The 25,065-nt window shown below is 65.3% G+C and carries 23 protein-coding genes; 20 read left to right on the top strand and 3 right to left on the bottom strand.

Going from position 1 to position 25,065, the window contains the following annotated elements; genetic code table 11:
- Window positions 1-83 precede the first annotated feature (83 nt).
- On the bottom strand, window positions 84-1,253 hold the full coding sequence (locus SO139_RS22445) for a fumarylacetoacetate hydrolase family protein (RefSeq protein WP_449378342.1): 1,170 nt from the start codon (window positions 1,251-1,253) through the stop codon (window positions 84-86).
- Between the two features lie 340 nt (window positions 1,254-1,593).
- Between SO139_RS22445 and SO139_RS22440 the strand changes: the two genes are divergently transcribed.
- From SO139_RS22440 to SO139_RS22345, 20 genes are all read left to right on the top strand, one after another.
- A complete protein-coding gene (locus SO139_RS22440; protein ID WP_449378341.1) occupies window positions 1,594-2,844 on the top strand; it encodes an ABC transporter substrate-binding protein in 1,251 nt (416 codons plus the stop codon).
- A gap of 127 nt (window positions 2,845-2,971) precedes the next feature.
- Complete coding sequence (locus tag SO139_RS22435) at window positions 2,972-3,799, top strand: helix-turn-helix domain-containing protein (protein ID WP_449378340.1); 828 nt, start codon at window positions 2,972-2,974, stop codon at window positions 3,797-3,799.
- Between the two features lie 195 nt (window positions 3,800-3,994).
- Window positions 3,995-5,005 (top strand): branched-chain amino acid ABC transporter permease, encoded by a 1,011-nt coding sequence (locus SO139_RS22430; RefSeq protein ID WP_449378339.1) that lies wholly within the window; start codon window positions 3,995-3,997, stop codon window positions 5,003-5,005.
- A 1-nt stretch (window position 5,006) separates the two neighbouring features.
- Window positions 5,007-6,110, top strand: a complete 1,104-nt coding sequence (locus SO139_RS22425) for a branched-chain amino acid ABC transporter permease (RefSeq protein WP_449378338.1) — start codon at window positions 5,007-5,009, stop codon at window positions 6,108-6,110.
- On the top strand, window positions 6,103-6,885 hold the full coding sequence (locus SO139_RS22420) for an ABC transporter ATP-binding protein (protein ID WP_449378337.1): 783 nt from the start codon (window positions 6,103-6,105) through the stop codon (window positions 6,883-6,885). The genes SO139_RS22425 and SO139_RS22420 overlap by 8 nt, the downstream gene beginning before the upstream one ends.
- On the top strand, window positions 6,878-9,094 hold the full coding sequence (locus SO139_RS22415; RefSeq protein WP_449378336.1) for an ABC transporter permease: 2,217 nt from the start codon (window positions 6,878-6,880) through the stop codon (window positions 9,092-9,094). The genes SO139_RS22420 and SO139_RS22415 overlap by 8 nt, the downstream gene beginning before the upstream one ends.
- Window positions 9,095-9,097: 3 nt before the next feature.
- On the top strand, window positions 9,098-9,931 hold the full coding sequence (locus tag SO139_RS22410; RefSeq protein ID WP_449378335.1) for a phosphoenolpyruvate hydrolase family protein: 834 nt from the start codon (window positions 9,098-9,100) through the stop codon (window positions 9,929-9,931).
- Between the two features lie 26 nt (window positions 9,932-9,957).
- Window positions 9,958-12,867, top strand: coding sequence for a flotillin family protein (locus tag SO139_RS22405; protein WP_449378334.1), 2,910 nt, complete (start codon window positions 9,958-9,960; stop codon window positions 12,865-12,867).
- A gap of 9 nt (window positions 12,868-12,876) precedes the next feature.
- Complete coding sequence (locus SO139_RS22400; protein ID WP_449378333.1) at window positions 12,877-13,314, top strand: SRPBCC family protein; 438 nt, start codon at window positions 12,877-12,879, stop codon at window positions 13,312-13,314.
- Window positions 13,315-13,319: 5 nt separating this feature from the next.
- Window positions 13,320-13,763 carry an SRPBCC family protein gene (locus tag SO139_RS22395; RefSeq protein WP_449378332.1) on the top strand — a complete coding sequence of 148 codons (444 nt, stop codon included), beginning with the start codon at window positions 13,320-13,322 and terminating at the stop codon, window positions 13,761-13,763.
- A gap of 2 nt (window positions 13,764-13,765) precedes the next feature.
- Entirely contained in the window at window positions 13,766-14,584 is an 819-nt protein-coding gene (locus SO139_RS22390; RefSeq protein ID WP_449378331.1) for an FAD binding domain-containing protein, read from the top strand.
- 6 nt (window positions 14,585-14,590) lie between these two features.
- Window positions 14,591-15,067 (top strand): (2Fe-2S)-binding protein, encoded by a 477-nt coding sequence (locus tag SO139_RS22385; RefSeq protein WP_449378330.1) that lies wholly within the window; start codon window positions 14,591-14,593, stop codon window positions 15,065-15,067.
- A gap of 11 nt (window positions 15,068-15,078) precedes the next feature.
- Entirely contained in the window at window positions 15,079-16,668 is a 1,590-nt protein-coding gene (locus SO139_RS22380; RefSeq protein ID WP_449378329.1) for a xanthine dehydrogenase family protein molybdopterin-binding subunit, read from the top strand.
- Window positions 16,669-17,691, top strand: coding sequence for a xanthine dehydrogenase family protein molybdopterin-binding subunit (locus tag SO139_RS22375; protein WP_449378328.1), 1,023 nt, complete (start codon window positions 16,669-16,671; stop codon window positions 17,689-17,691).
- An 8-nt stretch (window positions 17,692-17,699) separates the two neighbouring features.
- Window positions 17,700-18,581, top strand: a complete 882-nt coding sequence (locus SO139_RS22370) for an AAA family ATPase (RefSeq protein WP_449378327.1) — start codon at window positions 17,700-17,702, stop codon at window positions 18,579-18,581.
- Entirely contained in the window at window positions 18,578-19,699 is a 1,122-nt protein-coding gene (locus tag SO139_RS22365; protein ID WP_449378326.1) for a vWA domain-containing protein, read from the top strand. Before SO139_RS22370 ends, SO139_RS22365 begins: the two co-directional genes overlap by 4 nt.
- Window positions 19,696-20,580 carry an amidohydrolase family protein gene (locus tag SO139_RS22360; protein ID WP_498540563.1) on the top strand — a complete coding sequence of 295 codons (885 nt, stop codon included), beginning with the start codon at window positions 19,696-19,698 and terminating at the stop codon, window positions 20,578-20,580. Before SO139_RS22365 ends, SO139_RS22360 begins: the two co-directional genes overlap by 4 nt.
- Window positions 20,581-20,620: 40 nt before the next feature.
- Window positions 20,621-21,469 carry an MBL fold metallo-hydrolase gene (locus SO139_RS22355; protein ID WP_449378324.1) on the top strand — a complete coding sequence of 283 codons (849 nt, stop codon included), beginning with the start codon at window positions 20,621-20,623 and terminating at the stop codon, window positions 21,467-21,469.
- 73 nt (window positions 21,470-21,542) lie between these two features.
- The gene (locus SO139_RS22350; protein WP_498540562.1) at window positions 21,543-23,111 is read left to right on the top strand and encodes an isochorismatase family protein; all 1,569 of its coding nucleotides are present in this window, start codon (window positions 21,543-21,545) and stop codon (window positions 23,109-23,111) included.
- A gap of 3 nt (window positions 23,112-23,114) precedes the next feature.
- Complete coding sequence (locus tag SO139_RS22345) at window positions 23,115-23,741, top strand: FMN-dependent NADH-azoreductase (protein ID WP_449378322.1); 627 nt, start codon at window positions 23,115-23,117, stop codon at window positions 23,739-23,741.
- Window positions 23,742-23,835: 94 nt separating this feature from the next.
- Here the strand turns inward: SO139_RS22345 and SO139_RS22340 are convergent, their stop codons facing one another.
- Both SO139_RS22340 and SO139_RS22335 read right to left on the bottom strand, forming a co-directional pair.
- A complete protein-coding gene (locus SO139_RS22340; RefSeq protein WP_449378321.1) occupies window positions 23,836-24,813 on the bottom strand; it encodes a HEAT repeat domain-containing protein in 978 nt (325 codons plus the stop codon).
- Between the two features lie 2 nt (window positions 24,814-24,815).
- Window positions 24,816-25,049, bottom strand: a complete 234-nt coding sequence (locus SO139_RS22335) for a 4Fe-4S dicluster domain-containing protein (protein WP_008141081.1) — start codon at window positions 25,047-25,049, stop codon at window positions 24,816-24,818.
- Window positions 25,050-25,065 lie beyond the last annotated feature (16 nt).

The raw sequence follows: 25,065 nt of genomic DNA, 5'->3' as shown, positions 1-25,065 counted from the left end.
GTCGGAACGCCAGGTGTCGGTGGTGAACCACACCTGGCCTGGAGCCGAACGAGTCGGTGCTCCGATCCGAAGTCGTCATTGGCTTAGATCAGCTTGCGTTGCGCCAGGTTCTTCATCAGCGCGCCGATGCCGAAGCTCCAGGGCTCGCACTCGTCGCTTGTGCGCATGCGGTTGGTGAGCTTGCCGAGCGCGGGGGCTGCGATCGTGACGATGTCGTCGTGCTTGTGGGTGAACCCCTGCCCCGGCGCATCGCGATCCTCGACCGGCGCGAACATCGTGCCGAGGAACAGCACGAAGCCATCAGGATATTGATGGACGGTGCCGATCGTCTGCGCGACGAGATCAGTGGGATCGCGGCTGATCTTGCTGATCGAGGAATGGCCGTTGAGCACAAATCCGTCCTGCCCCATCACGCTGAGGCTGATGTCCAGCTTGCGTGCGTCATCGAGGGAGAAGGTGTCGTCGAACAGCCGCAGCAGCGGGCCGATGGCGCAGGAGGCATTGTTGTCCTTGGCCTTCGACAACAGCAGCGCCGAGCGCCCTTCGAAGTCGCGCAGGTTCACGTCATTGCCGAGCGCACCGCCGACGATCTTGCCGCGGCTCGACACGAACAGCACCAGCTCCGGCTCCGGATTGTTCCAGGTCGATTTCGGATGCAGCCCGGCATCCATGCCGGCGCCGACGGACGACAGCACCGGCGCCTTGGTGAAAACCTCCGCATCGGGGCCGATGCCGACCTCGAGATACTGGCTCCAGGCGTTCTGCTCGATCAGCACCTGCTTCAGCCGCATCGCCCCGTCCGAGCCGGGCTTGAGCTTAGACAGATCGTCGCCAATCAGCCGGGTCACTTCTTTCCGGATCGCTTCGGCCGACGCCGGGTTGCCCTTCGCCCGCTCCTCGATCACGCGCTCCAGCATGGAGACGGCAAAGGTCACGCCGGCGGCTTTCAGGGTTTGAAGGTCAACCGGCGCGAGCAACCAGGGCTTTTGCCGATCGCGCTGGTCGGGCGGCGTGTTGGCCGCGATCGCCTCGAGATCGCCGATCCGCTCGCCCCTGGTCTCGCGCACAGCCTTTGACGGATCGGCCTCCTCACACAACGCGCTGATGGTCGGAAACCGCGCTGTGATGTCGAACACGCCGTCGCTACGTACCGCGACCACGGCAGGACCATTAACCTGCGGCAGCCAGACGCGGCCGACCAGCGTGCCGCGCGTCCCGTCCTCCGGCAAAACATCCTTCGCCGTCAGTGTCATTCTGGCCGTTTCCGAGTTCATTGCATCGGTCCTTTTCTCGTTCGTTGTCACCCGCGCGACACGGCAGGAGCGCCGCTCCCCAGCACCAAAAACACCATTTGCGGGCGCTCCGCCACTGGGCAGCATGCGATTCAACCACGCCGCATTCCTTCGCCTATTGCACCGCGGAACCATTTGCGACGCAACATTCAAAATGAGACTGCCCGTTAAGCCACGCATGGCTCCGACGCGTGCGCTGCATCCGAGTTCGGTTAGCCTTCATTCAAGAACCGTGAGCGTCGTGCCGACCAGCTACCGTCAAATAATGACGACAAAAATGACGACTAAAGGGAGGAGAGCAATGTTGAAAGGCAGTGTGGGACTTATCGCGCTGAGCAGCCTGTTGCTTTCGGGCGCAGCCATGGCTCAGGAGAAGATCAAGGTCGGGGTCACCGCAACCCTCGAAGGCACCTACACCGTGCTCGGCGAGGACGGCATCCGCGGCCATCAGACGGCGCTCAACGTGCTCGGCAAGAAGGTCGGCGACAAGGAACTCGAATTCATCATCGCCTCGACCGATGCAACGCCTGATTCCGCCGTGCGTGCCGTGCGCAAGCTGATCGAGCAGGACAAGGTGCAGATCCTGCTCTCGCCGCTGTCCGGCGACGAAGGCATCGCGGTGAAGAATTTCGCGAAAACCCATCCCGAGCTGACCTTCATCAACGCGGCCTCCGGCGCCCAGGAAACTACCTTTGTCGATCCCGCGCCAAACTTCTTCCGCTACAACATGGACGGCGCGCAGTGGCAGGTTGGCCTCGGCAAATACGCCTATGAGAACAAGGGCTATCGCAAGATCGCGACGGTCGGCGAAGACTATTCCTTCATCTACACGCAGGTGTTCGGCCTCGTGCTCGAATTCTGCGGCATGGGCGGACAGGTCACCAATCGGCAATGGGTGCCGCTCGGCACCAAGGACTTTGCCTCGGTCATCGCCGCGCTCCCCGACGATGTCGATGCGATCTATCTTGGCTTGGGCGGCGCCGACGCCGTCAACTTCCTCAACCAGTACCAGCAGGCCGGCGGCAAGGCGCACCTGATGGGCGGCTCGATCATGATCGACCAGACCATCCTGTCCTCCAAGGGCAACGCAAAGAACGCGCTGATCGGCACGCTGGCAGCGAGCGGCCAGGCCGACACCTGGGAGGATCCGGGCTGGCAGAAGTTCGTGAAGGACTATCAGGACGCCTTCCCGCCGAACAAGCGCTTCCCGAGCCCGTCGCTGCTCGCGACCAACTATTACGGCTCGACCATGGCGCTGATCCTCGCACTGCGCCAGGTCAACGGTGATCTCAGCGATAATCAGTCGAAGTACAAGGCTGCGCTGGCCAAGCTCGAGATCGACGCGCCGAACGGCAAGATCAAGCTCGACTCCAACCGCCAGGCGATCGGCACCAACTTCGTGACTGAGGTCGTCGATGACGGCAAGGGCGCGCTGTTCTCGAAGGTCGTGAAGGTGATTCCGAACGTGAACCAGACCCTCGGCTACGATCCGGCGGTGTTTGCCAAGATCGGGCTGCCGAGCCGTACAGTACCGGAATGTAAGAAGTACTGACGCAATCACGTTCGCAACCGCGGCGACCGGGGAGCGATTTGCGAGGCGCGGATCTCACCGCCCTTGCAATCTCTCCCCGGTTGTTGAACGCTAACGGCAAAACAACAGAACATCGGGAGGGGATGGCATGAGCCGGGCGCTCGCCGTCTTCCATGGCCGGTTTGGTCGGGCGACGGTCTACCAGTTGAACCGCCCTTTCAACATCCACGCGCATCGCGAGGGTCATCTGATCTTCCATGTCGGCGGCATGCCTGCGTGCATCGACGTTTGCGATGGGCGTTTCCAACTCAATGAAACCTCCGTTGTCGCCGTCAATCCCTGGGAACCGCACAATTTCCTGCCCTCCGATCTCGACGCCGGCGCGATCTTCTTCGTGCTCTACGTCAACGCCGAGTGGTTCGCGCCCGATGCGCCCGGCGCCGACCGGCTGCGTTTTGGCCGCACCCAATTCAAGCGCACGCCGGCGCTCGACAAGCACATCAGACGGACCGCCGCGCTGGTGTGCGGCGCCCCCTCGCTCTCGAGCCTCGACTCAGAGCTCAGGCGGCTGATCGATATCTGCTACGACGAAAGCTGGCAGCAGGCCGAGATCGCCCGCGATGCCCGGGCGGCCGGCGCCGTCACCGACTTCCGCGTGCGCAAATGCATCAAGCTGATGTCGGAAAGTCCGGGCGCCGAGATGGAGCTCGACACCATCGCGCGTGAATCCGGCCTGTCGCGCCCGCATTTCTACCGGCTGTTCCGGACCCAGACCGGCGTCACCCCGCATCTCTACCTCAACACGCTGATCATGGAGCAGGCGCTGGAGGCACTGGTCGCGAGCGAAGCGCCGATCGCCGATATCGGCTTTGATCTCGGCTTCTCCTCGCAGAGCGGATTCACCCGCTTCTTCGCTGCCAATGTCGGCATGGCCCCGACCGATTATCGCCGCGCCGCCAAGGTTTTGCGCGCGTAGCGCCGCGCGCGAAAAGATACTCTCGATCAAACGCCCTCCTTGTGTCCTCGCTAGGATGCGCGGAACGCGATCCCGCCAGAGGATCGCGAGCCCAGGGAGATGCACGTCCATGGCGTGGTACGCAGCCTGCTCAGGGCTGTCTGACCTGCATCGGAATGATCGTCGGCGCGGCGCGCCCGCGGTGGAGCGGCTGCCATGACCCGCTTTGTCGAACGCCATCCTGCATGGGCACTGATCGTCATCATCGCGATAGCGCTCGCGCTCTGGCTGATCTTCGCAGTCTGGCCGCCGGGGCTGGAAGAGGCGATCGGCCGCAAGCGGGTGTTCCTCAATGCCGTCTTCAACGGCATCACGCTCGGCGGCCTCTACTTTCTGGTTGCAAGCGGCTTCACGCTGATCTTCGGCCTGATGCGCAACGTCAACCTCGCGCACGGCTCGCTCTATCTGTTCGGTGGCTATGTCGGCTACGCCATCAGCGCCTCGACCGGCTCGTGGATCCTGAGTTTCATCGTCGCCTTCATCCTGACAGCGCTGGTCGGCATCCTGCTCCAGGTCATCGTCTTCCGCCGCATGGAGGGCCAGGATCTGCGCCAGACCATGGTGACGATCGGGCTCTCGATCGTGTTTGCCGACCTGATGCTGTGGGCCGCCGGCGGCGACTTCTACCAAATCCAGACCCCGAACTGGCTGATCGGCCCTGTCGAGCTGCCGCTGATCACAGCGCTCAAATCCTCGGGCGAGCCGGTCTATCTGCGCTATCCCCTGGTCCGGCTCGTCATCTTTGCCGCTTCCGTGGTGATCGGCATCGCGATGTGGCTGGCGCTCAACCGCACCAGGATCGGCATGATCATCCGCGCCGGGGTCGATGACCGAGACATCCTCGCCGCGACCGGCGTGCGCATCCAGGTCGTGTTCGTGCTCGTGTTTGCGCTGGGCGCCGGGCTTGCCGGCATCGCCGGCGTCGTCGGTGGCACGTTTCAATCGCTCTCGCCCGGCGAGGACATCCGCTTCCTGCTCGCCTCCCTCGTCGTCGTGATCGTTGGCGGCATGGGTTCGATCCCCGGCGCGGCGCTCGGCGCGTTGATCATCGGCCTCGCCGAGCAGCTCGGCTCGGTCTACATCCCGACCTATGCGATCGTCGTGACCTTCCTGATCATGGTGCTGGTGCTGGCGCTCCGGCCGCAAGGCCTGCTTGCGAGGCGCTGACATGTCGGTCACCCACGACGCACGCGTTTCCGTTCGCACCGCCTCCGGCGCGCACCGGCCCGCATTGCGTGGCTGGCCGGAGATCGACAATCCCGCCGCCTGGATCGTCGCGGTCATCCTTTTGATCATGCCGCTGATCGCCAACGGCTTCTTCCTGATCGAGATCTTTGCGACGACGCTGATCCTCGGCACCATCGCGCTGAGCCTGATGTTCCTCGCCGGCTATGGCGGCATGGTCAGCCTGATGCAGCTCACCGTCGCGGGCTTTGCCGCCTACATGGTCGCCGTGTTCGGCACCAGCGACAACGCCAATATCAGCCTGGGCTGGCCGTGGTGGCTTGCGGTGCCGATGGCGCTCGCGCTCGCCACCGCCTTCGGCACGCTCGGCGGCGCGCTCGCGGTGCGGACCGAGGGCATCTACACCATCATGATCACGCTGGCGATCGGTGCCGCCTTCTACTACTTCACCAACCAGAACTGGGCGATCTTCAACGGCCACACCGGCATCAACAACGTCGGCACGCCGCGCTTCTGGGGCATCAACTGGCGCGCCGATATTCCCTTCTACTACATCGTGCTCGGCGTTGCCGCGCTGTGCTATTTCGCGGTCGAATACATCTCGCGGGCGCCGTTCGGCCTTGCCTTGCAGGGCGTGCGCGACAATCCGCGCCGCATGGCGACGCTCGGCTTCAACGTCAATGCCCATCGCGTCGCGGCCTACGCCTTCGCATCCTTCGTCGCCGCGCTGGCCGGTGTGTTGCAGGTCTGGAACTACCGACAGATCTCGCCCGGCTCGGTCAGCGTCGGCGCCTGCATCGACATTCTCATCATTGCGATCGTCGGCGGCATAACGCGGCCCATCGGCCCTTACATCGGCGCGCTGATCTTCGTGCTGCTGCGTACCTTCGCGCTCGACTTCCTGGTCAAGATCGGGCTCGACGGCAACCGTTTCCGGCTGCTGATCGGGCTCGGATTCCTCGCCATCGTCTTCTGGTCGTCGGATGGCGTCATCGGCCTGTGGCAGCGCTGGCGCCAGCGCACCACCCCGACGCGCCCGGGTGGGCGGAGTAGCCAAGGATCCAGTCGAGGATCCGGTCATGGATAGCGTCGCCCATCGCCTCTCGACCGTCGGCGCCGGAGCAGCGCTCGAGCTGCGCGGCGTGACGCGGCTGTTCGGTGCGCTCGCTGCGCTGACCGACGTCACCATCACCGTGCGGCCCGGCGAGCGGCGCGCCGTGCTCGGCTCCAACGGCGCCGGCAAGACCACGCTGTTCAACTGCATCACCGGCGATTTCCCGCCCTCCTCCGGCACCATCCGTTTCTTCGGCGAAGACATCACGCGCTTCCCACCGTATGAGCGCATCCGCCGCGGCCTACGGCGGACCTACCAGATCTCCGCGCTGTTCCCCGGCCTCACGGTGCAGGACAACGTCTACCTCGCCTGCCGCGGCGTCTCGCGCGGGCGCTTCTCGTTCCTGCGCCCGGGCCAAAATGACGCGCTGATGCATGCCGCTGACAATCTCGTGCAGGCGGTGCATCTGACGAACGTCAGGGATCAACGCGTCGCCGAGCTCGCACACGGCCAGCAACGTCAGCTCGAGATAGCGCTCGCGCTCGCCGGCGCCCCGCGCTTCGTGCTGTTCGACGAGCCGGCCGCGGGCCTGTCGCCGACCGAGCGGCTGGAGCTGATCGAGATCCTGACCTCGTTGCCCGCCCATATCGGCTACATCATCATCGAGCACGACATGGACGTGGCGCTGCGCGTCGTCGAGAGCGTCACGATGATGCACAACGGGCGCATCTTCAAGGAGGGCCTGCCGCAGGAGATCCAGTCCGACCCCGAGGTCCAGGAGCTCTATCTGGGAGGCGGCCATGAATGAGGTCCGCCGTTCCGCGCCGGCGCTCGAGGTGAAGGGCCTCGACGTCTATTACGGCCATTCGCACGCCCTGCAGGGCGTCGACCTCGCGCTCGATGCCGGCGTGTTTTCCGTTGTGGGGCGCAACGGCATGGGCAAGACCACGCTGTGCAAGGCGATCATGGGGCTGGTGCGGGTGAGCGGCGGCTCGATCCGTATTCGGGGCGAAGACATCACGCGGCGGCCGCCGGCGCATATCGCGCGCCTCGGCGTCGGCTATGTGCCGCAGGGACGCCGCCTCTGGCGGTCGCTCAGCGTCGACGAGCATTTGCGGCTTGCCGGCGGCATCCGCAGTGGTGCCTGGACCGTCGAACGCATCTACGACACGTTTCCGCGACTCGCCGAGCGCAAGGGCCACGGCGGCGGCCAGCTTTCCGGCGGTGAGCAGCAGATGCTCGCGATCTCGCGCGCCCTCCTCACCAATCCGCAGCTCCTGATCATGGACGAGCCGACCGAGGGTCTTGCGCCCGTCATCGTCGCCCAGGTCGAGGAGATGCTGCTGCGGCTCGGCGAGGACGGCGACATGTCGGTGCTTGTGATTGAGCAGAACATCGGCGTTGCCACCGCGATCTCGCGCAACGTGGCGATCATGGTGAACGGCCGGATCAATCGCATCATCGATTCCGTTCGCCTTGCCGCCGACCGCGACTTGCAGCAGCGCCTGCTTGGTGTTGGGCTTCATGCCGGGCTCGAGGCGGACATCGATGTTCCCGCGGCCGGTTCTGAGGCAAAAGCTGCACCGCAGCCTACGCGTCCGAGTGGTCCGATCCGTATCTACATCTCCAATCCGACGCCGCCGACGCGCTGGTCGCAGCCAGTTCCGATCGCCCGCATCGAGGCCGCGGCGCGCACGCTCTCGACGCAAGTCGCGCGCCTCGACGAAACGGCGCGGCGCAAGCGTGAACCGGTTGCGGCGCAAACCTCCGGCCCGCCCGTCGTACTCGTCGTCGGCACGCTCGACACCAAAGCTACTGAGCTGCGCTTCATCCGCGATATCATCGCGGAAAGCGGCCTGCGCACGCGCCTCGTCGACGTCTCCACCAGCGGCAGGCACACGAGCTGCGACGTCTCCGCCCAAGAGATCGCCTTGAACCACGGCCGTGGCGGATCGGCCGTGTTCGGACCCGACCGCGGCCTTGCCGTCACCGCGATGGCCGACGCCTTCGCAAGCTGGCTCCGCCGCCAGGGCAACGTCGCCGGCGTCATCTCGGCCGGTGGCTCGGGCGCGGCCTCGCTCGTTGCACCCGGCATGCGCGCCCTTCCCGTCGGCGTCCCGAAGCTGATCATCTCCTCGGTCGCATCCGGCGACGTCGGCCCCTATGTCGGGCCGGCCGACATCACGATGATGTACTCAGTCACCGACGTGCAGGGCCTCAACTCGATCTCCCGCGCGGTGCTCGCCAACGGCGCCAACGCGCTCGGCGGCATGGTCAAGGCGCGTCTCGAGCAGGGCGAGGCGAACGAGCGCGCCGCAAGCGCAAGCCTGCCCGCTATCGGCATCACCATGTTCGGCGTGACTACTCCGGCGGTGCAGAAGATCGCAGCCGATCTGCGCGATGATTTCGAATGCCTCGTCTTCCACGCCACCGGCGTCGGCGGACGCTCGATGGAGAAGCTGGTCGAGTCCGGCCAGCTTGCGGGCGTTATCGATCTCACGACGACGGAGGTCTGCGACCTCCTGATGGGCGGCGTGTTTCCGGCCACCGAGGACCGGTTCGGCGCGATCATCCGCAGCCGCGTACCCTATGTCGGCTCTGCGGGCGCGCTCGACATGGTCAATTTCGGCGCGCCCGACACCATCCCCGAGCGCTATCGCGGCCGCAAATTCCACGTCCACAATCCGCAAGTCACGTTGATGCGGACCACGGTCGAGGAGAACGAGCGCATGGGGCGATGGATCGGCGAGCGGCTCAACCAGATGGACGGGCCGGTGCGGTTCTTCATTCCCGAGGGAGGCGTCTCCGCGCTCGATGCGCAGGGACGGCCGTTCTGGGACCCCGAGGCCGATGCCGCGCTGTTCCGTGCGCTCGAACGCACGGTGCGACAGACGAGCAATCGTCAGCTCATCCGCGTCAAGAACAACATCAACGATCCCGAGTTCGCCTCCACGATTGTCAGTGCGTTCAAAACCCTGTTCGGACGCACCGGGGCGCGCCGGAGAATGGTGAGGTGACCGATGGCCAGGTTTGAACGGGCGGCACTGCTGAAGCGATTTCGCGAGATGGCAAAGCGCGGCGAGCCGATCGTCGGCGGCGGCGCCGGCACGGGCCTCTCCGCCAAGTGCGAAGAGGCCGGCGGTGTCGATCTCATCGTCATCTATAATTCCGGCCGCTATCGCATGGCCGGGCGCGGCTCGCTCGCCGGCCTCATGGCTTACGGCGATGCCAACGCCATCGTCTTGGAAATGGCCAGCGAAGTGCTGCCCGTCGTCAGCAACACACCGGTGCTCGCCGGCGTCAACGGCACTGATCCGTTCCGCGACATGGACGCCTTCCTGGACCAGCTCAAGGCACTCGGCTTTGCCGGCGTGCAAAACTTTCCGACGGTCGGGCTGATCGACGGGATTTTTCGCGCCAATCTGGAGGAGACCGGCATGTCCTACGCGCTGGAGATCGACATGATCGCGAAAGCGCGCGAGAAGGACATGCTGACGACGCCTTACGTCTTCAGCGAGAAGGAAGCCGCCGCGATGGCGATCGCGGGCGCCGATATCATCGTCTGTCACCTCGGTCTCACGACCGGCGGCACGATCGGGGCGCAGACCGCGCCAAAGCTTGCCGATTGCCCGGCGCATATCGACACCTGGGCCTCAGCCGCGCTCAGTATCAACCCGGACATTCTGGTGCTCGCCCATGGCGGTCCGATCGCGGATCCCGCGGATGCCGATTTCATCATGAAGAACACCCGTCGCTGCCACGGCTTCTACGGCGCGTCCTCGATGGAGCGCCTGCCCGTGGAGCGGGCGCTGACGGACCAGGTTCGCAGATTCAAGGCGATCGGCGCGCGCTGACGCCGACACGTTCGAGGGAGGGAAAGATGTCGGGGATTTTGGTCGGTGAATTGATCCTCTGGCTGATCGTCGCGATCGTCGTCATCGTGGTTGGCGTCTACATCGTGAACTGGCTGTACCACCGCTCGTCCAAGGAGGTGTCGTTCGTGAGGACCGGCTTCCTCGGCGAACGCGTGGTCATCAATGGCGGCGCTTTCGTGCTGCCTTTCATCCACGACTACACGCCGGTCAACATGAACGTGCTGCCAATGGGCATCATACGTTCCAGGCAGGACGCCGTGATCACTCGTGACCGCATGCGCGTCGACATCGAGGCCGACTTCTACGTCCGCGTGCAGCCGACCCGCGAAGCGGTCTCGATCGCGGCCGCCACGCTCGGCCGCCGCACCATGGAGCCGGAGCAGCTCCACGCCCTGCTGGCCGGCAAGTTCATCTCCGCCATCCGCTCGGTTGCTTCCGAGATGACCATGGAGGAGATGCATGAGCGGCGCGGCGACTACGTCGCGCGCGTCAAGACCAACGCCGCCGAAGCCCTCGCCCAGAACGGTCTCGAACTCGAATCGGTCGCGATCACCGATCTCGACCAGACTGACCTCGAATTCTTCAACCCCTCGAACCGCTTCGACGCCGAGGGCTTGACGCGGCTGATGGAGGACATCGAGGCCAAGCGCAAGCTGCGCAACGACATCGAGCAGGACTCGATGATCAAGATTCGCTCGCGCAATCTGGAAGCCGAGCGGCAGGCCCTCGAGATCGAGCGCGAAAGCGAGACCGCGCGCCTCGAGCAGGAACGCGACATCGAGATGCGCCGCGCGCTTCAGCGCACCGAGGTCGCCCGGGAGCGCGCACTACGCGAGACCGAGGCGGAGCAGGCGCAGATTTCCGCGCGCGAAGCCATTGAGAAGGCCCGCATCGCCAACGATCAGGCGATTGCCGAGGCCCGCATCGCCTCCGAGCGCGAGACCCGCCAGAAGGAGATCGAGCGGACCCGGACCATCGAAGAGAAGGAGCTGCTCGCCCGCGAGGAGGTCGAAAAGACCCGGATCGCCAACCAGCGCTCGATCGATACGACGCGCATCGCCTCCGAACGCGAGGTGCGCCAGCGCGAGATCGAACGGATGCGTACCGTCGAGGAAGCCGAGATCGCCGCGCGTGAAGCTATCGAGAAAGCCCGCATCCAGCAGGATCGCGTGGTGACCGACGCCCGCATTGCCAACGAGGAAGAGACGAGGCGCCGTGAGATCGAGCGTACCCGCGCCGTCGATGAGGCCGAGATCGCTGCACGCGAGGCTACTGAAAAGGCCCGCATCGCCCAGACCATGATTGTCAATGTCGAGCGTATCTCGTCCGACGAACGCACCCGCGCGCTGGAGATCCAGCAGGTGCGCACCATCCAGGAGGCCGAGATCGAGGCGCAGCGGGCAGTCGAGGCCGCGCGGATCGCACGCGAGCGCACACTTGCTGCGGAGCGGATCGCCGCCGAGCAGAATACGCGGCAGCTGGAGATCGACCGCAACCAGACCCTGGATATCGCCGGTGTCACTGCACGCGAAGCCACCGAAGCCGCCCGCATTGCCCAGGAAGAGAGGGTCCGCTCACTCGAGATTGCCCGCAACCGCGCTGTCGAGGAAGCCGACATTGCCTCCCGCGAGGCGATCGAGGCCGCGCGCATCGCGCAGGAGAAAGCGGTTGCCGCCGAGCGCATCCAGGCCGAGCGTGAGACCCGCGCGCTCGAAATCGAGCGAACCGGCGTATTGGAGGCGGCCGAGCTGAAGCGGCGCGACGCCATCGAGCGCCAGCGCATTGGCGTCGACCTCGCGCTCGAAGCCGAGCGGATCAACTCCTCCAAGAAGCGCGAAGTGCTCAACATCGAGCAGAAGAAGGCGATCGAGATCGCGGATGAGGATCGCGTCATCGCGCTATCGACCAAGAAGTCCGAGCGCATCGACGCCGACCGCCAGGTCAGGCAGGCCGAGATCGTCGCGCGCAAGGAGGTCGAAACCACGGACGTCTCGCGCGAGCAGGCGCTGGAAGCCGCCCGTATCGAGCGCCGCCGCGCGATCGAGCAGCTCGAGGTCGCGCGCGTCCAATCCTTGCAGGAAGCCGAGATTGCCTCACGCGAAGAAGTCGAGCGTGCCCGCATTGCCTCCGACCGGGGTCTGGACGAAGCCCGCATCGGCCGCGAGCGCGAGCTGCGGAAGCTGGAAGTGAACCGCGAGAAGGAGGTCGAGACGGTCCTGATGGAAAAGGCCATCGCCATCCATCAGAAGTCGCTGGAGGAGTCGGCTGCGCGCGCCGCGGCCGAGGAAGCCCGCATGCGGGCAACGGAAGCGGCCGAACGCGTCGTCACGGCGCGGGAGAGCGAGATCGCCAAGCGGCGCAAGACGGTCGAGGTGCTGCTCGCCGAGAAGCAGGCCGAGGAGACGCGCATTGCCGCCGAGGCCGAGCGTGTTCGCGCCGCGGTCGAGGCTGAAGCGCAGCGGATGCTGAACGAGGCCGAGAACGTGCTGACCGATCAAGCGCGCTACTCGCTGTTCCGCAGAAAGCTGCTCGATCGCATCGAAGGCATCGTGCGCGAGAGCGTCAAGCCGATGGAAAAGATCGAGGGCATCCGTATCCTCCAGGTCGACGGCCTCAACGGTAGCGGCCATGGCGGTGGCAATGGCGGCCGCAGTGCCACCGACGAGGTGATCGATTCGGCGTTGCGCTACCGCGTCCAGGCGCCCTTGATCGACTCCATCCTCTCCGACATCGGCGTCGAAGGCGGCAGCCTCGCCAAAATGCCGGGTCTGATCCGCGAGGCCCGCGACATGCAGGGCATCAAGGATTCCACACGCAAGAGCGGCGGAGGTGGAGGCGACAAGCCGGCCGCCGCGCCCGCGCCCTCCACCGAAGGTGGGCCGCCGGCCGAGCGTGGCCCACGGAAGAAGAGTTGAGGTCGCATCATGGCCCGCGTCTACGTCTCAACCGTCGTCAATGCGCGTAACGACCGCGTCTGGGCGCGGGTGCGCGACTTCAATGGCATGCCGAACTGGCACCCGGCAATCGCCGAGAGCCGCATCGAGGGCGGCGACCCCTCCGACAAAATTGGCTGCGTCAGGGATTTTCGCCTGCGCAACGGCGACCGCATCCGCGAGAAGCTGCTCGGCCTCTCCGACTACGACATGTTCTGCACCTATTCGATCCTGGAATCTCCCATGGGCGTCGAGAACTATGTCGCGACGCTGCGCCTCACTCCGGTCACCGACGGCGACCAGACCTTTATGGAGTGGACCGCCGAATTCGACTGCGCGCCGGAGCGGGAGACCGAGCTCGTCAACAATATCGGCGGCGGCGTATTCCAGGGCGGCTTCGACGCGCTCAAGCGGGTGTTCGGAGGGTGACGGCCGTGCCGCATATCGTCAAAAGCACGATCCTGGACGCGCCGAGCGACGCTGCATGGGCCGTGCTGCGCGATTTCAACGGCCATGACCGCTGGCATCCGGCGGTCGCGACCACCTCGATCGAGCGTGCACACCCCTCCGACAAGATCGGCTGCATCAGGCGGTTCAAGCTGAAGGACGGCTCGGAGCTGCGCGAGCAGTTGCTGGCGCTCTCCGATCTCGAACAGACCTTCAGTTACTGCCTTCTCGATACACCCATTCCCATGTTCAACTACGTGGCCCATGTCCGCCTGCTGCCGGTCACCGACGGCGACCGCACCTTCTGGCACTGGGAATCGCGCTTCACGACGAAACCCGAGGACGCGGCCCGCATCACCCATAAGGTCGCGGAAGACATTTACCAGGCCGGCTTCGAGGCCATCCGCCGGCATCTGAAGGAGGCCACGTAGCCATGTCTGTGACGGTGAAGACTTTTACGAATTCCAGCGAAGCGGCCGCAGCCCTGTCGTCGGACCGTAGCGCGCGCTACCTTGGCGGCGGCACGCTCGTGATGCGCGCACTGAATGAGGGCGATATCTCGATCTCGACCGTCGTGCGCGCCAACGATCAGGCGCTGTCCCGGATCGACGCATCTGGTCCGCGCGTCACGCTCGGCGCCGGCGTGACCTTTGCGAAGATTCTGGCCGAGCGCGATCTCGGTTTCCTGCACGCCCCTGCCCGTTCGATCGGCGGGCCTGCAGTGCGCAACATGGGAACGGTCGGCGGCAATCTGTTCGCACCCAATCCATATGGCGACTTCGCGGTCGCCCTGCTTGCGCTCGATGCCACCGTCGCCATGCAAGGCGGTTTTGGCGCGCGCGATATCCCGATCGAGGAATTCCTGCAATCGCGCGAGCGTCAGGCCGGCACGCTGGTGTTGTCGGTTTCCTGTACACGACCGGCAAGTGCGGAGGCCTTCCGCTATCGCAAGATCGCCCGCATCAAGCCCAAGGGCGGCTCCGTCATCACCCTCGCGGCGCATCTGCCCATCAGCGGCGGCCGCATCGCCGGCGCGCGCATCGCGCTGGGATCGATGGCGCCGACGCAGATCCGCGCGCGCGCCGCCGAGCGCGCGCTGGAGGGCCGTTCGCTCGACGCCGCTACCATCGCCGCCGCAGCATCCGCCGCGGGCGAAGGGACATCACCATCCGACAATGCACTCGGCAGCGCCTGGTATCGCCGCGAGATCGTCGGTGTGCATTTGCGTCGCCTTCTCTCGGGTCAGGAATAGACCGTCATGTCGAAGACTCCCCTGCAATTTCGTCACAACGGCCGCGACGTCGCCATCTTCGTCGATGGCGGCACCAATCTGCTGGTGGCACTGCGCGAGCTGATTGGCGACATGACGCCGAAATTCGGCTGCGGCCAGGGCGGCTGCGGCACGTGCAGCGTGCTTGTGGATGGCGAGCTTTATCTCTCCTGCCTGACGCTGGCGGAGACCGTGGCCGGCCGTTCCGTTGAAACGCTCGACAGCTTGAAGCAAGGCCCGAGCCTACATCCTCTCCAGCGCGCCTTCGCCGACAATTTCGCGGCCCAATGCGGCTACTGCACGCCGGGCATGCTGATGGCTGCGAAGGCCCTGCTCGACCGTAATCCACAGCCGAGCCGCGCCGAGATCGTGGAAGCGATCTCCGGCAACATCTGCCGCTGCACCGGCTACGAACCGATCATCAACGCCATTTTCGCCGCCTCGGGCGGCCGGGCCAGCGCCTGAGGACATCTGCCATGCTGGAATTGCGCAAGGATATCTTCGCCGACGAGCGCGACGACAATCTCAAGGAGATCGGCAAGGGCACGCAGCGCCAGGACATGCTCGGCCACGTCACGGGCACCTCGACCTACTTTGGCGATCACAAGCTGCAAGGCATGCTGCATCTGAAAGTCGTCCGCTCGACCCACCCCCATGCGCGGCTGCGCCGCATCGACACGACTGAAGCCGAGCGCTCGACTGGCGTGCGCCGGATCATCCGCGGCGCCGACGTACCGCGCAATCTCAACACCCTGTTGAGCCTCATCAATTTTGGCAAGGACGACGAGCCGTCATTGGCCGTCGACAAGGTTCGCTATAAGGGCGAGCCGATTGTCGCCATCGTTGCCGACAGTGAGCGCGAGGCCTTTGAGGCCATCGCCAAGGTGCGGATCGACTACGAGCCGCTGCCGACCGTGTTCGATGTCGAGGACGCGCTGAAGCCCGGCGCGCCCGTGGTCAATGAGACCTATCCCAAGAACACCTTCACTTATCACGATGTCTACGATCATCAGAAGCTCCGCTTCGGCGATGCGGACGCGGCGCTCGCGACGGCCGATCACGTGCTGGAGCAGCGCTATCAGATGTCGCCGATCGAGCATGCGCCGACCGAGACCAACGGCGCGATCGCGGCGCCCGACACCAATGGCCGCTACGTCGTCTACACCTCGACCCAGGCGCTGTTCTTCTCGGTCGATACCTGCGCCAAGATCCTGGACGTGCCCTCCAACACCTTCCACTTCATCGGCGGCACCGTCGGCGGCGGCTTTGGCGGCAAGGTGGATACGCTGACCGAACCACTCGCCATCCTCGGGGCGATGCTGACAGGGCGCCCCGTGCGCTACGTGTTCGGGCGCGAGGAGGAGATGCAATATGGCCCGCCGCGGGGCGCCGAGCGCATCTACATCAAGGATGGCGTGATGCGCGATGGCCGCATCGTCGCCCGCAAGATCCGCGCCTATTTCGACAGCGGCGCCTATACGCGACTGTCGAGCTACGCAGCCGTCAAGTGCGCCGCGCATTTGCCCGGGCCCTACACCATCCCGAACGTCTATGGCGACGTCTATTGCGTCTTCACCAACCGCACGCCGGCGACCGCGATGCGCGGCTTCGGCGTCACCGCGATGGATTTTGCCATCGAATGCCAGATGGACAAGCTGGCGCATCTCGTCGGCATGGACCCGATGGAGTTCCGTATCCTCAACGCCTATCGCGACGGCGACATGAAGGCGCATCGGCGCGAGGCGAAGAACACGGCGCTGATCGAGTGCGTGCAGGTGGCAGCCGAAAAGGCCAAATGGCCGATCCGCGAAGAGTTCAGGCGAGCGTCCTCGCGCAAGGACGGCGGCGGCAGTCGTGCCGTCATTCCGCCGACGCCAACAGAATCTCGCGCGCGACCCGCCGCGACGGCGCAGCAGCGAACGACCTATGACCGACTGCCTCCCACCGTCACCCGCGAGCCGCCGCGTGAGCCGCCGCCACCTGCACCGCCGCCATCACCGCGGCCGACAGCCCCCTCGCACGGCGCAACCCGCTTCTCCTCCGTCTTCGGCACCAGGAGGCGCTAGATGACCCGGCATCGCGGACGCGGCATGGCGTCGATCAACTATCCCATCGGCATGAATCTCGGCGGTGATCCCAGCCAGGCGCTGGTGCATTCCAATCCCAGCGGCAAGTTCACGGTAGCGCTGTCCTCGATCGATCTCGGCCAGGGCATGAAATCCGTGACCCGCCAGATCTGCGCGGAGACGCTCGGCGTGCCCGTCGAGGACGTCTATGTCGACACGGCGGACTCCGACACCGGCCCGCATTGCATGGGCTCGTTCGCTTCGCGCGGCACGCATCGCGTCGGCAATGCCGTGATGGCTGCGGCTCGCGAAGCCCGCGGTGTGATGATGGAGGCCGCCGCCGAGGAGCTCGAGGTCAACGCCGCCGACCTCGAGACCGACGGGCGCGGCAATATCCACGTCAAGGGCGCGCCGCACCGTTCGATCTCGACCAAGGACGTCGCGATCGCAGCGCAGTTCAAGCAGGGCAAGACCATCTCGGGTCGCGGCATCTTCCTGGTGCCGCTGTCCGACGTCGACCCGGAGACCGGCGAGATGTCGCCGGCGACCTGCTATGCGCATGCCTGCCTCGTCGCCGAGGTCGAAGTTGATGATGAAACTGGCGAGGTCGCCATGGTGCGCATGGATTCGGCCTATGAGCTCGGCCGCGCGCTCAACCCGCGCCTCGTCGAGCAGCAGCTCGTCGGCGGCGCCTGGATGGGTGTCAGCCACGCGCTCTACGAGACGCCGGAACCTTATTATCCTGATCCCGTGCACGGCCCGCGCGACTTCGTTGAGTACCCGATGCCCGGGCCTGGTGACATCTGCCCGCACGACATCGCCGTGCTGGAGCGCCCTGCTCCCGATGGCCCGTTCGGCGCCAAAGGTCCCGGCGAGATGTGCGCCAATCCGGTGCTGCCCGCCGTTGCCAACGCGATCTTCAACGCTGTCGGCGTGCGCATCGACGATCTGCCGATCACGCCTGAAAAAGTGCTGCGCGCGATCAAGGCCCAGGGCGGCGCGCGGCCGCAGGCGCGGCGCTGAGGTTTGCAATGGCCGTTCGCAGCAACATCGTCGGCATCGATGGCCCGGAGGCGCTGGAGAAGGCATTGCGCGCGGCCTATTACCTCGCCGACGAGGGGCTCGCGACCGCGGCCTATCTGGGCCTCGCGCTCGGCAAGCCGCTGCTGCTCGAAGGCGCGCCGGGTGTCGGCAAGACCGAGGCGGCGAAGGCGATCGCCGCCGTGCTCGGCCGTCGGCTGATCCGCCTGCAATGCTACGAGGGCATCGACGCGTCCGCCGCGCTCTACGAGTGGAACTATCCGCGCCAGATGCTGGCGATCCGCCAGGCCGGCGACGAGAGCATCGACATCTATGGCGAGACGTTTTTGATCGAGCGTCCGATGCTCGCCGCGCTGCGCGCGCCGGATTCCACCGTGCTGCTGATCGACGAAATCGATCGTGCCGACCAGGAGTTCGAGGCGTTCCTGCTCGAATTCCTGTCCGACTTCCAAATCTCCATTCCCGAGCGCGGCACGGTGCGCGCGGCCGAGCGGCCCGTCGTGGTGCTGACCTCGAACCGCACACGCGACCTGCATGAAGCCTTGCGCCGACGCTGCGTCTACCACTGGATCGACTATCCCACCGCCGAGCGCGAGGCGCGCATCGTGATGATGCGGGCCTCCAGCGTCGCCGAGGCAACGGCCCGCGCGGTGGTTGCCGCTGTCGGCAAGCTCCGGCGCGAGCCGCTGAGCAAGGCGCCAGGGATCGCCGAGGCCGTCGACTGGGCCGAGGCCGCAACCCTCCTTCAAAAGGGCGGCGCGCGCTGGCCGGATGCATTCAAGCGCGCGATCGGCGTTGCGCTCAAGGACGAGGAAGACCTGCACTTCATCTCGCCACGACTTGACGCCTTGCTTGCGGAGGCTTCCGCATGAGCACCGAACTGCAGTTGCCGCGCGCGGTGCGCGTCTTCATCTCCTTCGTGGCGCTTCTGCGCGCCAACGGTTTCGCCGTCGCGCCGGAACAGACCACGTCCTTCCTCGCCGCGATCGAGCTGCTCGGCCCGCGCAGCCTCGGCGACATCCGGCAGGCTGCCCTCGCAACGCTGGCCCCGCCGCCTGAACGCCGCGCCACCTTCGACCGGCTGTTCGATTTGCACTTCCGCGGCAGCGAAGTGATCGAGCGGACCGACGAGGGTGAGGACGACGAGACCGTCCGGCTGCAAGAGGAAGGCCGCGGCGACGAGGACCCGCTGCTGTCTGATGAAGCCAGCGAATCCGGGCTGACAGCCACGCGCGCCGAGGCTCTGGTCGAACGACGGTTCGCCGTCACATCAAGCAGCGATGCACTGCGCCGCCTGGCGCGCGAGGCTCCGCGGCGCCTGCCCAAGCGGCGCGGCCATCGCCGCATGCGCGCGCGCCACGGTCCCTTCGCCGATTTGCGCCGAACCTTGCGCGACACCGTCCGCAGCGATGGCGAGATTTTGCGGCTCGGACACCTCAAGCGACGGCAGCGACCGCGAAAATTCTTGCTGCTGATCGACGTCTCCGGCTCGATGAAGGCCCGTACCGAGGAGAACATGAAGCTCGCGCACGCGCTGGTGCAGGCCGCGCCCACTATCGAGGTTTTTACCTTCGGCACGCGCCTCACCCGCGTTACCCGTGCGCTACGCGTCAAGCGCCGTGAGCAGGCGCTCAATGCCGCCGCGCATCTCGTGAGCGATTGGGACGGCGGCACCCGCATCGGCGACGCGCTGCAAGCCTTCCTTGCCGTGCCGCGCTTCGGCGGCTATGCGCGTGGTGCGGTGGTGGTCGTCGTTTCTGACGGCCTGGAGCGTGGCAAACCCGATAGCTTGCGCGACGCGGTCGCAAGATTGTCGCGGCGTGCCTGGCGGGTGAGCTGGCTGACGCCCCTCGCGACAAGCCCCGGCTTTCGCCCGCGGACCGAAGCACTGGTCGCCATCGAGCCCTTCGTCGATGATCTCGTGGACGGCGGATCGAGCGCGTCGATCGTCGCGCACGTGCTGGCGCTGGGACGAAGGAGAGTCGCGTGACCGATATCGTCGACGGCCATCATCACATCTGGCGCCAGGCCGATCTGCCCTGGCTGATCGGCCCCATGCAGCCCCGCATCTTCGGGCCGTACGAACCGATCCGGCGCGACTATCCGATTCACGAATATCTCGAGGATCTCAAAGGCACCGGCGTCACCCACTCGGTCTACGTTCAGACCAACTGGGCCAATGATCGTTTTGAGGACGAGACTGCCTGGCTGCAGCAGACCGCCGATGAGCACGGCTGGCCGCATGCCATCGTCGCCTATGCCAACTTCGCCGCCGACGACGTCCGCCCGCAGCTTGACCGCCTGAAGCGCTATCCGCTGGTGCGCGGCGTGCGCATGCAGCTGCACTGGCATGATAACCCGCTTTACCGCTTTGCGGTCCGGCCTGATCTCTGTCTCGACCCCACGATCCGCCGCAACATCGGATACCTCGCTGACTATGACTGGAGCTTCGATCTTCAGGTGTTCACGCCGCAAATGCCGGATGCAGCCAACCTCGTCGAGGTTTGCCCGAAGGTGACTTTCATCCTTCAGCACGCCGGCATGCTGGAGGATCTTTCGCCGGCGGGCCGCGCAGCCTGGCGCGCTGGAATGGCTCGCCTCGCCGCGTGTCCGAACGTGGTGACGAAGCTATCGGGGCTCGGCACCTTCATCCATCGCAATGATCCCGCGCACATCGCGGCGGTGCTGTCCGACACGGTTGCGGCTTTCGGCGCCGAGCGTTGCCTGTTCGGATCGAATTTCCCGATCGAGAAATTGTGGACCAGCTATAGCGAGTTGATCGACGCCTTCCGCACTGCCGCGGCACCGCTGAGCACCGCGCAACGCGAGGCAATCTTTGGAATGACCGCCATGCGCGTCTATCGGCTGTAGCGCAGGGGCAACACACGAACAGAGACAGGGAGGGGAAAGAATGCCGCTGGAGATCAAGATCCTGGACTATGGCGATATCGAGCTGGAATCGAGCTTTCTGGTTCTGGGCCGCGACTGCGGCCGCACCCGCCGCGTCCTCACCCTCGGCTTCCTGATCCTCGGCGGCCCCTACCCGGTCGTCGTCGACACCGGCTACCGCTCCAACCAGATCATGGAAACGCTGGGAATGCGTGGCTTGCAGTACCACGAGCACATGATCGAGAATCAGCTTGCCCGACATGGCGTGCGCATGGGCGACGTCCGCTTCGTCTGCCACACCCATCTGCACATCGATCACGCCGGCAAGGACGATTTGTTCCCTATGAACACGACGGTCGTCGTCAACCGCCGTGAGCTCGAATATTCGGTCTCCGGCCTGATGCACCCGCAATATCCCGCGCCCGACATCAAGCATCTGATCGACCGTCTGCACACCAAGAGCGCGCTGCGCTTCCTCGACCTCGAGATTACCGGTCCCATCGAGCTGATGCCCGGCGTCTATTGCGACGCTGCGAACGCGCACACGGAAGGCTCGATGAACATCATCGTCCACACAGCCGACGGCATCGCGACCATCTGCGGCGACGTGATCTACGATTTCAACGACCAGATCGTCACGCCTTTCCACGAAATCCACGACTGGGAGCCCCGCACGACCGGCAATCACGGCACGACCAAGCGCGCCGAGAAGGCGGCCATCAAGAAGCTGCTCAGCAATTCGCGCTACCTGCTGCCAGTGCACGACCGCCCCGCCAAGATCGAGGGCGGCAATGTCGTGGGACGGCTGCATGACCAAGTGCCCGGACCGATCGTGCAGTCGGTGCCGCAGCGTAACTGGTTCCCCGCCTGATGGTCTTAGTAGCGCATGATCTTTTCGGAAAACCGCTTCGCACTTTTCCGGATCATGCTTTGAGGATTGACCGATGACCCACGTCACCTTGCGAAGTGAATTCGAGAACCTGATCGACCCCTACGCGCCGGTGGCACAAGTCGGCACCGGCTTCGATTTCACGGAAGGACCGATCTGGCATCCGGCCGATCACTTCCTGCTGTTTTCGGACATGCCGGGCGACGTGCGCCGGCGCTGGGATGCGCGGCGCGGTGTCGTCGAGGTCAAGCGCCCCGCCAACAAATGCAACGGCATGACCTATGATGCCGAGCTGAACCTGATCGTTTGCGAGCACGCGACCTCGTCGCTGATCCGCGAACGAGCCGACGGACGGCGCGAGGTCCTGGCCTCCCATTTTCAGGGCCAGGAGCTCAACAGCCCCAACGACGTCTGCGTGCACTCCTCCGGAGCGATCTATTTCAGCGACCCCTGGTATGGACGTATGCCCGTCTATGGCGTCGAGCGGCCGCGGCAGCTCGGCTTCCAGGGCGTCTATCGTGTCATGCCGGGCGGCGAGCCGCAGCTCGTGGTCGAGCGCAATCTGTTCGATCAGCCGAATGGACTCTGCTTCTCACCTGACGAGAAGCTGCTCTACGTCAATGACACCGTGCAGGCCCTGATCCGCGTGTTCGATGTCAACGCAGACGGCCCCCTGTCGAACGCGCGCGTGTTCGCAGGCGGCATCAAGTCGGAGCTCGAGCCGGGCCTGCCCGATGGCATGAAGTGCGACCAGCACGGCAATGTCTGGGTCACCGCGCCCGGCGGCGTCTGGGTCTATTCGCCGCGCGGCGAGTTGCTCGGCAAGGTGCGGGTGCCCGAGCTCGTGGCCAATCTCGCCTGGGGCGGCCCGGATTTCCGCACGCTCTATCTCACCGCAACTCATTCGGTCTACGCGATCCCGACCCGAACGGGGCCGCGGCACGAGCCTTATATGAGCGGCAAGCCTGGCGGCGCGGGTGCCAGCTCTTCGGCAGCAGCACCGATCCTCACCAGCGGCGAGCTGCTGCTCGATCCGCAGCGCTGCGCCATGATCATCCAGGATCTTCAGAACGACGTCGTCATGGATGGTGGCGCCTTTGCCGAGTCCGGCGCCCCCGTGCACGCGCGTCAGCAGAACGTGATCGAAAACGTGCGCCGGCTGGCGGAAGCAGCACGCGGGCGCGGCGTTGCCATCATCCATATCTGGTTCGTGGTCGAGCCGGGTGCGCCCGGCGTCACGCTGAACGCGCCATTGTTCGAGGGGCTGGTCGACAGCAAAGCGATGGTGCGCGGGAGCTGGGGCGCGGCGCCCGTCTCCGGCCTCGAGCCGCGGCCCGGTGATTTCGTGGTCGAGAAGATGCGCATGAGTGCTTGGGAGGGCACCAAGCTCGAGACCATCCTCAAGGCGACAGGGCGTGACATGATCATCAACACCGGCGCCTGGACCAACATGTCCGTCGAGCACACCGCGCGAACCGGTGCCGACAAGGGCTATTTCATGATCGTGCCGGAGGACTGCTGCTCGACCATGAACGCCGACTGGCACAATGCTTCAGTCAACTTCGCCATGCAGAACGTGGCAGTCGTCACCAAGGCCGAGACCGTTATCAGAGCGCTGGGATGAGCAGTGGCAAAGCTCCTGCATCTGTCCTGCTCGCCGCGCGCCGACTCCGAGTCGAGCGCGGGGGCGCGCGTCTTCCTTGACGGGTTTCGTCAGGCGCACCCGGACTGGGACGTCGACGTAATGGATCTCTGGCGCGAGCGCATGCCGGAGTTCGTCGGCCCCATCGTCGAGGCGAAGTATGCGCGCATGAAGGCACAGGCCTTTAACGATGCACAGCGGGACAGCTTTGCCGAAGCCGAGCGGATGGCGTTACGCTTCTCGCTCGCCGACCGCGTACTGATCTCGACGCCGATGTGGAATTTCGGCATCCCCTACAAGCTGAAGCAATGGTTCGACGTCATCATCCAGCCGGGGCTGACGTTCCGCTTCGATCCGTTGCAGGGCTATTTTCCTCTGCTCAAGGACCGCCCGACTCTGGTCATCCTGGCGAGTGGCAGCGATTATGCGACCGGGATGAACCGCGGCCGCCTCGACATGGCAACGCCCTATTTGCGCGAGGCCTTGCGCTTCATCGGCGTGAACGACGTGCGCTTCGTGCCGATCGGCCCGACGGCCGGCCCCGCCGAGCCGATCCGCGCCGCCCGCGATGGCGCCCATCGCCGCCTCGCCGACCTGGCGAAGCGGTTTTGACGTCATTTCTAGCTGCAGCGCCGCGAGAATTGACTAAACCGGACACTGAGGTTCACCTCTCCCGTAGGGAGAGGTGAATCGAAGACGCCCATGCTTACGAGCCGGCTCTCGCCTTCTTCGCCGCGATCTGCTGGAGCGCCCAGCGCGCGTTCTTGCGTACGTCGGGATCGGGATCGTTGGCGATCACGGCGAGGTACGCCTCCCCTTCGGGATCGGCGATCTCGCCGAGTGCGGCCGCTGCTTCCTTGCGCAGATTCGCCTGCTCGTGGTTGACGCAATTGCCGATCGGACGCACGGCGCGCTCGATCTTCATCTTGCCGAGGCTGCGGATCGCTCTCAGCCGCACCTGCCAGAAATCGTCGGCAAGCGCGGCGATGAGCTGATCGGCGGCGAGTGAACCGTTGACGTTGAGACCCAGGGTGTCGGCAGCCATCTCGCGGACCATCCAGTCGGCGTCCTTCAGCGCGCGAATGATCGTCTCGGCCGCCGGTTTCATCTGCGAAAACGCCAGCGCACTTACCGCGGCGCGTCGTACATGGGCATCGGGATCGTGGATCAGCGCGGTCAGTGCCGGAATCGATTCTTCGAGCTTCAGGAAGCCGATGACGCCGATCGCCTGCACGCGCACGGCAGCATCAGCATCCTGGAGCGCTTCCAGCGCGGGCTTCAGCGTGTCCTTGCGACGCAACTCCTTCAGCGCACGCAGCGCGCCCATGCGGACGAAGGCGTGGGAATGCCTCACCAGCGGCAGGATGATGTCGGCGCAGGCCGGGTCCTTGAACTCGGCCATGCTGTCGGCCGCGGCCGACGCGACGATTCTTTCAGGGTCGACCAGTAGCTTGACGAGTGCACTCGCCGCCTCCGGCCCGTCGAATTCGCCGAGCGCCATCGCGACCTGCTGGCGTACGCCGGCATCGGGATCGGACACCATGTTGGCGAGATGGCCGACCGCGGCGGGATCCCCGGAATGACCGAGCGCGATGATGGCGACGCGGCGTTCCGCGGGGTCCGCGGCCTGAAGCCGCTCGTCGGCGTCGTCGAGGTCGTCGTAGGATTCGAACGGGCTCGACATGCTCACCTCAGGAGATAGGGAATATTGACGGTAACGGCGCCGGTCGGGCAATCCGCCTCGCAGGGCATGCAGTACCAGCACTCGTCATAGGCCATGTAGGCCTTGCCGGTCATGTCGCTGATACGCAGCACGTCGAGCGGGCAGACGTCGACGCACACCGTGCAGCCCTTGTCCGCAATGCATTTGGCGTCGTCGACCACCACCGGGACCGAGGTCTGATAGGAAGCGAGAGGCATCGTCAAATCTCCTGTT

This window comes from Bradyrhizobium sp. UFLA05-89 (assembly GCF_059803475.1).
Note: the sequence above shows the minus strand (reverse complement) of the source record. Positions and strands in the feature narration are given on the sequence as shown.

Bases quoted from the DNA above. Each gene is read 5' to 3' on its own strand.
- SO139_RS22445 (WP_449378342.1), bottom strand. From the start codon at position 1,253: ATGACACTGACGGCGAAGGATGTTTTGCCGGAGGACGGGACGCGCGGC.
- SO139_RS22440 (WP_449378341.1), top strand. From the start codon at position 1,594: ATGTTGAAAGGCAGTGTGGGACTTATCGCGCTGAGCAGCCTGTTGCTT.
- SO139_RS22435 (WP_449378340.1), top strand. From the start codon at position 2,972: ATGAGCCGGGCGCTCGCCGTCTTCCATGGCCGGTTTGGTCGGGCGACG.
- SO139_RS22430 (WP_449378339.1), top strand. From the start codon at position 3,995: ATGACCCGCTTTGTCGAACGCCATCCTGCATGGGCACTGATCGTCATC.
- SO139_RS22425 (WP_449378338.1), top strand. From the start codon at position 5,007: ATGTCGGTCACCCACGACGCACGCGTTTCCGTTCGCACCGCCTCCGGC.
- SO139_RS22420 (WP_449378337.1), top strand. From the start codon at position 6,103: ATGGATAGCGTCGCCCATCGCCTCTCGACCGTCGGCGCCGGAGCAGCG.
- SO139_RS22415 (WP_449378336.1), top strand. From the start codon at position 6,878: ATGAATGAGGTCCGCCGTTCCGCGCCGGCGCTCGAGGTGAAGGGCCTC.
- SO139_RS22410 (WP_449378335.1), top strand. From the start codon at position 9,098: ATGGCCAGGTTTGAACGGGCGGCACTGCTGAAGCGATTTCGCGAGATG.
- SO139_RS22405 (WP_449378334.1), top strand. From the start codon at position 9,958: ATGTCGGGGATTTTGGTCGGTGAATTGATCCTCTGGCTGATCGTCGCG.
- SO139_RS22400 (WP_449378333.1), top strand. From the start codon at position 12,877: ATGGCCCGCGTCTACGTCTCAACCGTCGTCAATGCGCGTAACGACCGC.
- SO139_RS22390 (WP_449378331.1), top strand. From the start codon at position 13,766: ATGTCTGTGACGGTGAAGACTTTTACGAATTCCAGCGAAGCGGCCGCA.
- SO139_RS22385 (WP_449378330.1), top strand. From the start codon at position 14,591: ATGTCGAAGACTCCCCTGCAATTTCGTCACAACGGCCGCGACGTCGCC.
- SO139_RS22380 (WP_449378329.1), top strand. From the start codon at position 15,079: ATGCTGGAATTGCGCAAGGATATCTTCGCCGACGAGCGCGACGACAAT.
- SO139_RS22375 (WP_449378328.1), top strand. From the start codon at position 16,669: ATGACCCGGCATCGCGGACGCGGCATGGCGTCGATCAACTATCCCATC.
- SO139_RS22370 (WP_449378327.1), top strand. From the start codon at position 17,700: ATGGCCGTTCGCAGCAACATCGTCGGCATCGATGGCCCGGAGGCGCTG.
- SO139_RS22365 (WP_449378326.1), top strand. From the start codon at position 18,578: ATGAGCACCGAACTGCAGTTGCCGCGCGCGGTGCGCGTCTTCATCTCC.
- SO139_RS22355 (WP_449378324.1), top strand. From the start codon at position 20,621: ATGCCGCTGGAGATCAAGATCCTGGACTATGGCGATATCGAGCTGGAA.
- SO139_RS22350 (WP_498540562.1), top strand. From the start codon at position 21,543: ATGACCCACGTCACCTTGCGAAGTGAATTCGAGAACCTGATCGACCCC.
- SO139_RS22340 (WP_449378321.1), bottom strand. From the start codon at position 24,813: ATGTCGAGCCCGTTCGAATCCTACGACGACCTCGACGACGCCGACGAG.
- SO139_RS22335 (WP_008141081.1), bottom strand. From the start codon at position 25,049: ATGCCTCTCGCTTCCTATCAGACCTCGGTCCCGGTGGTGGTCGACGAC.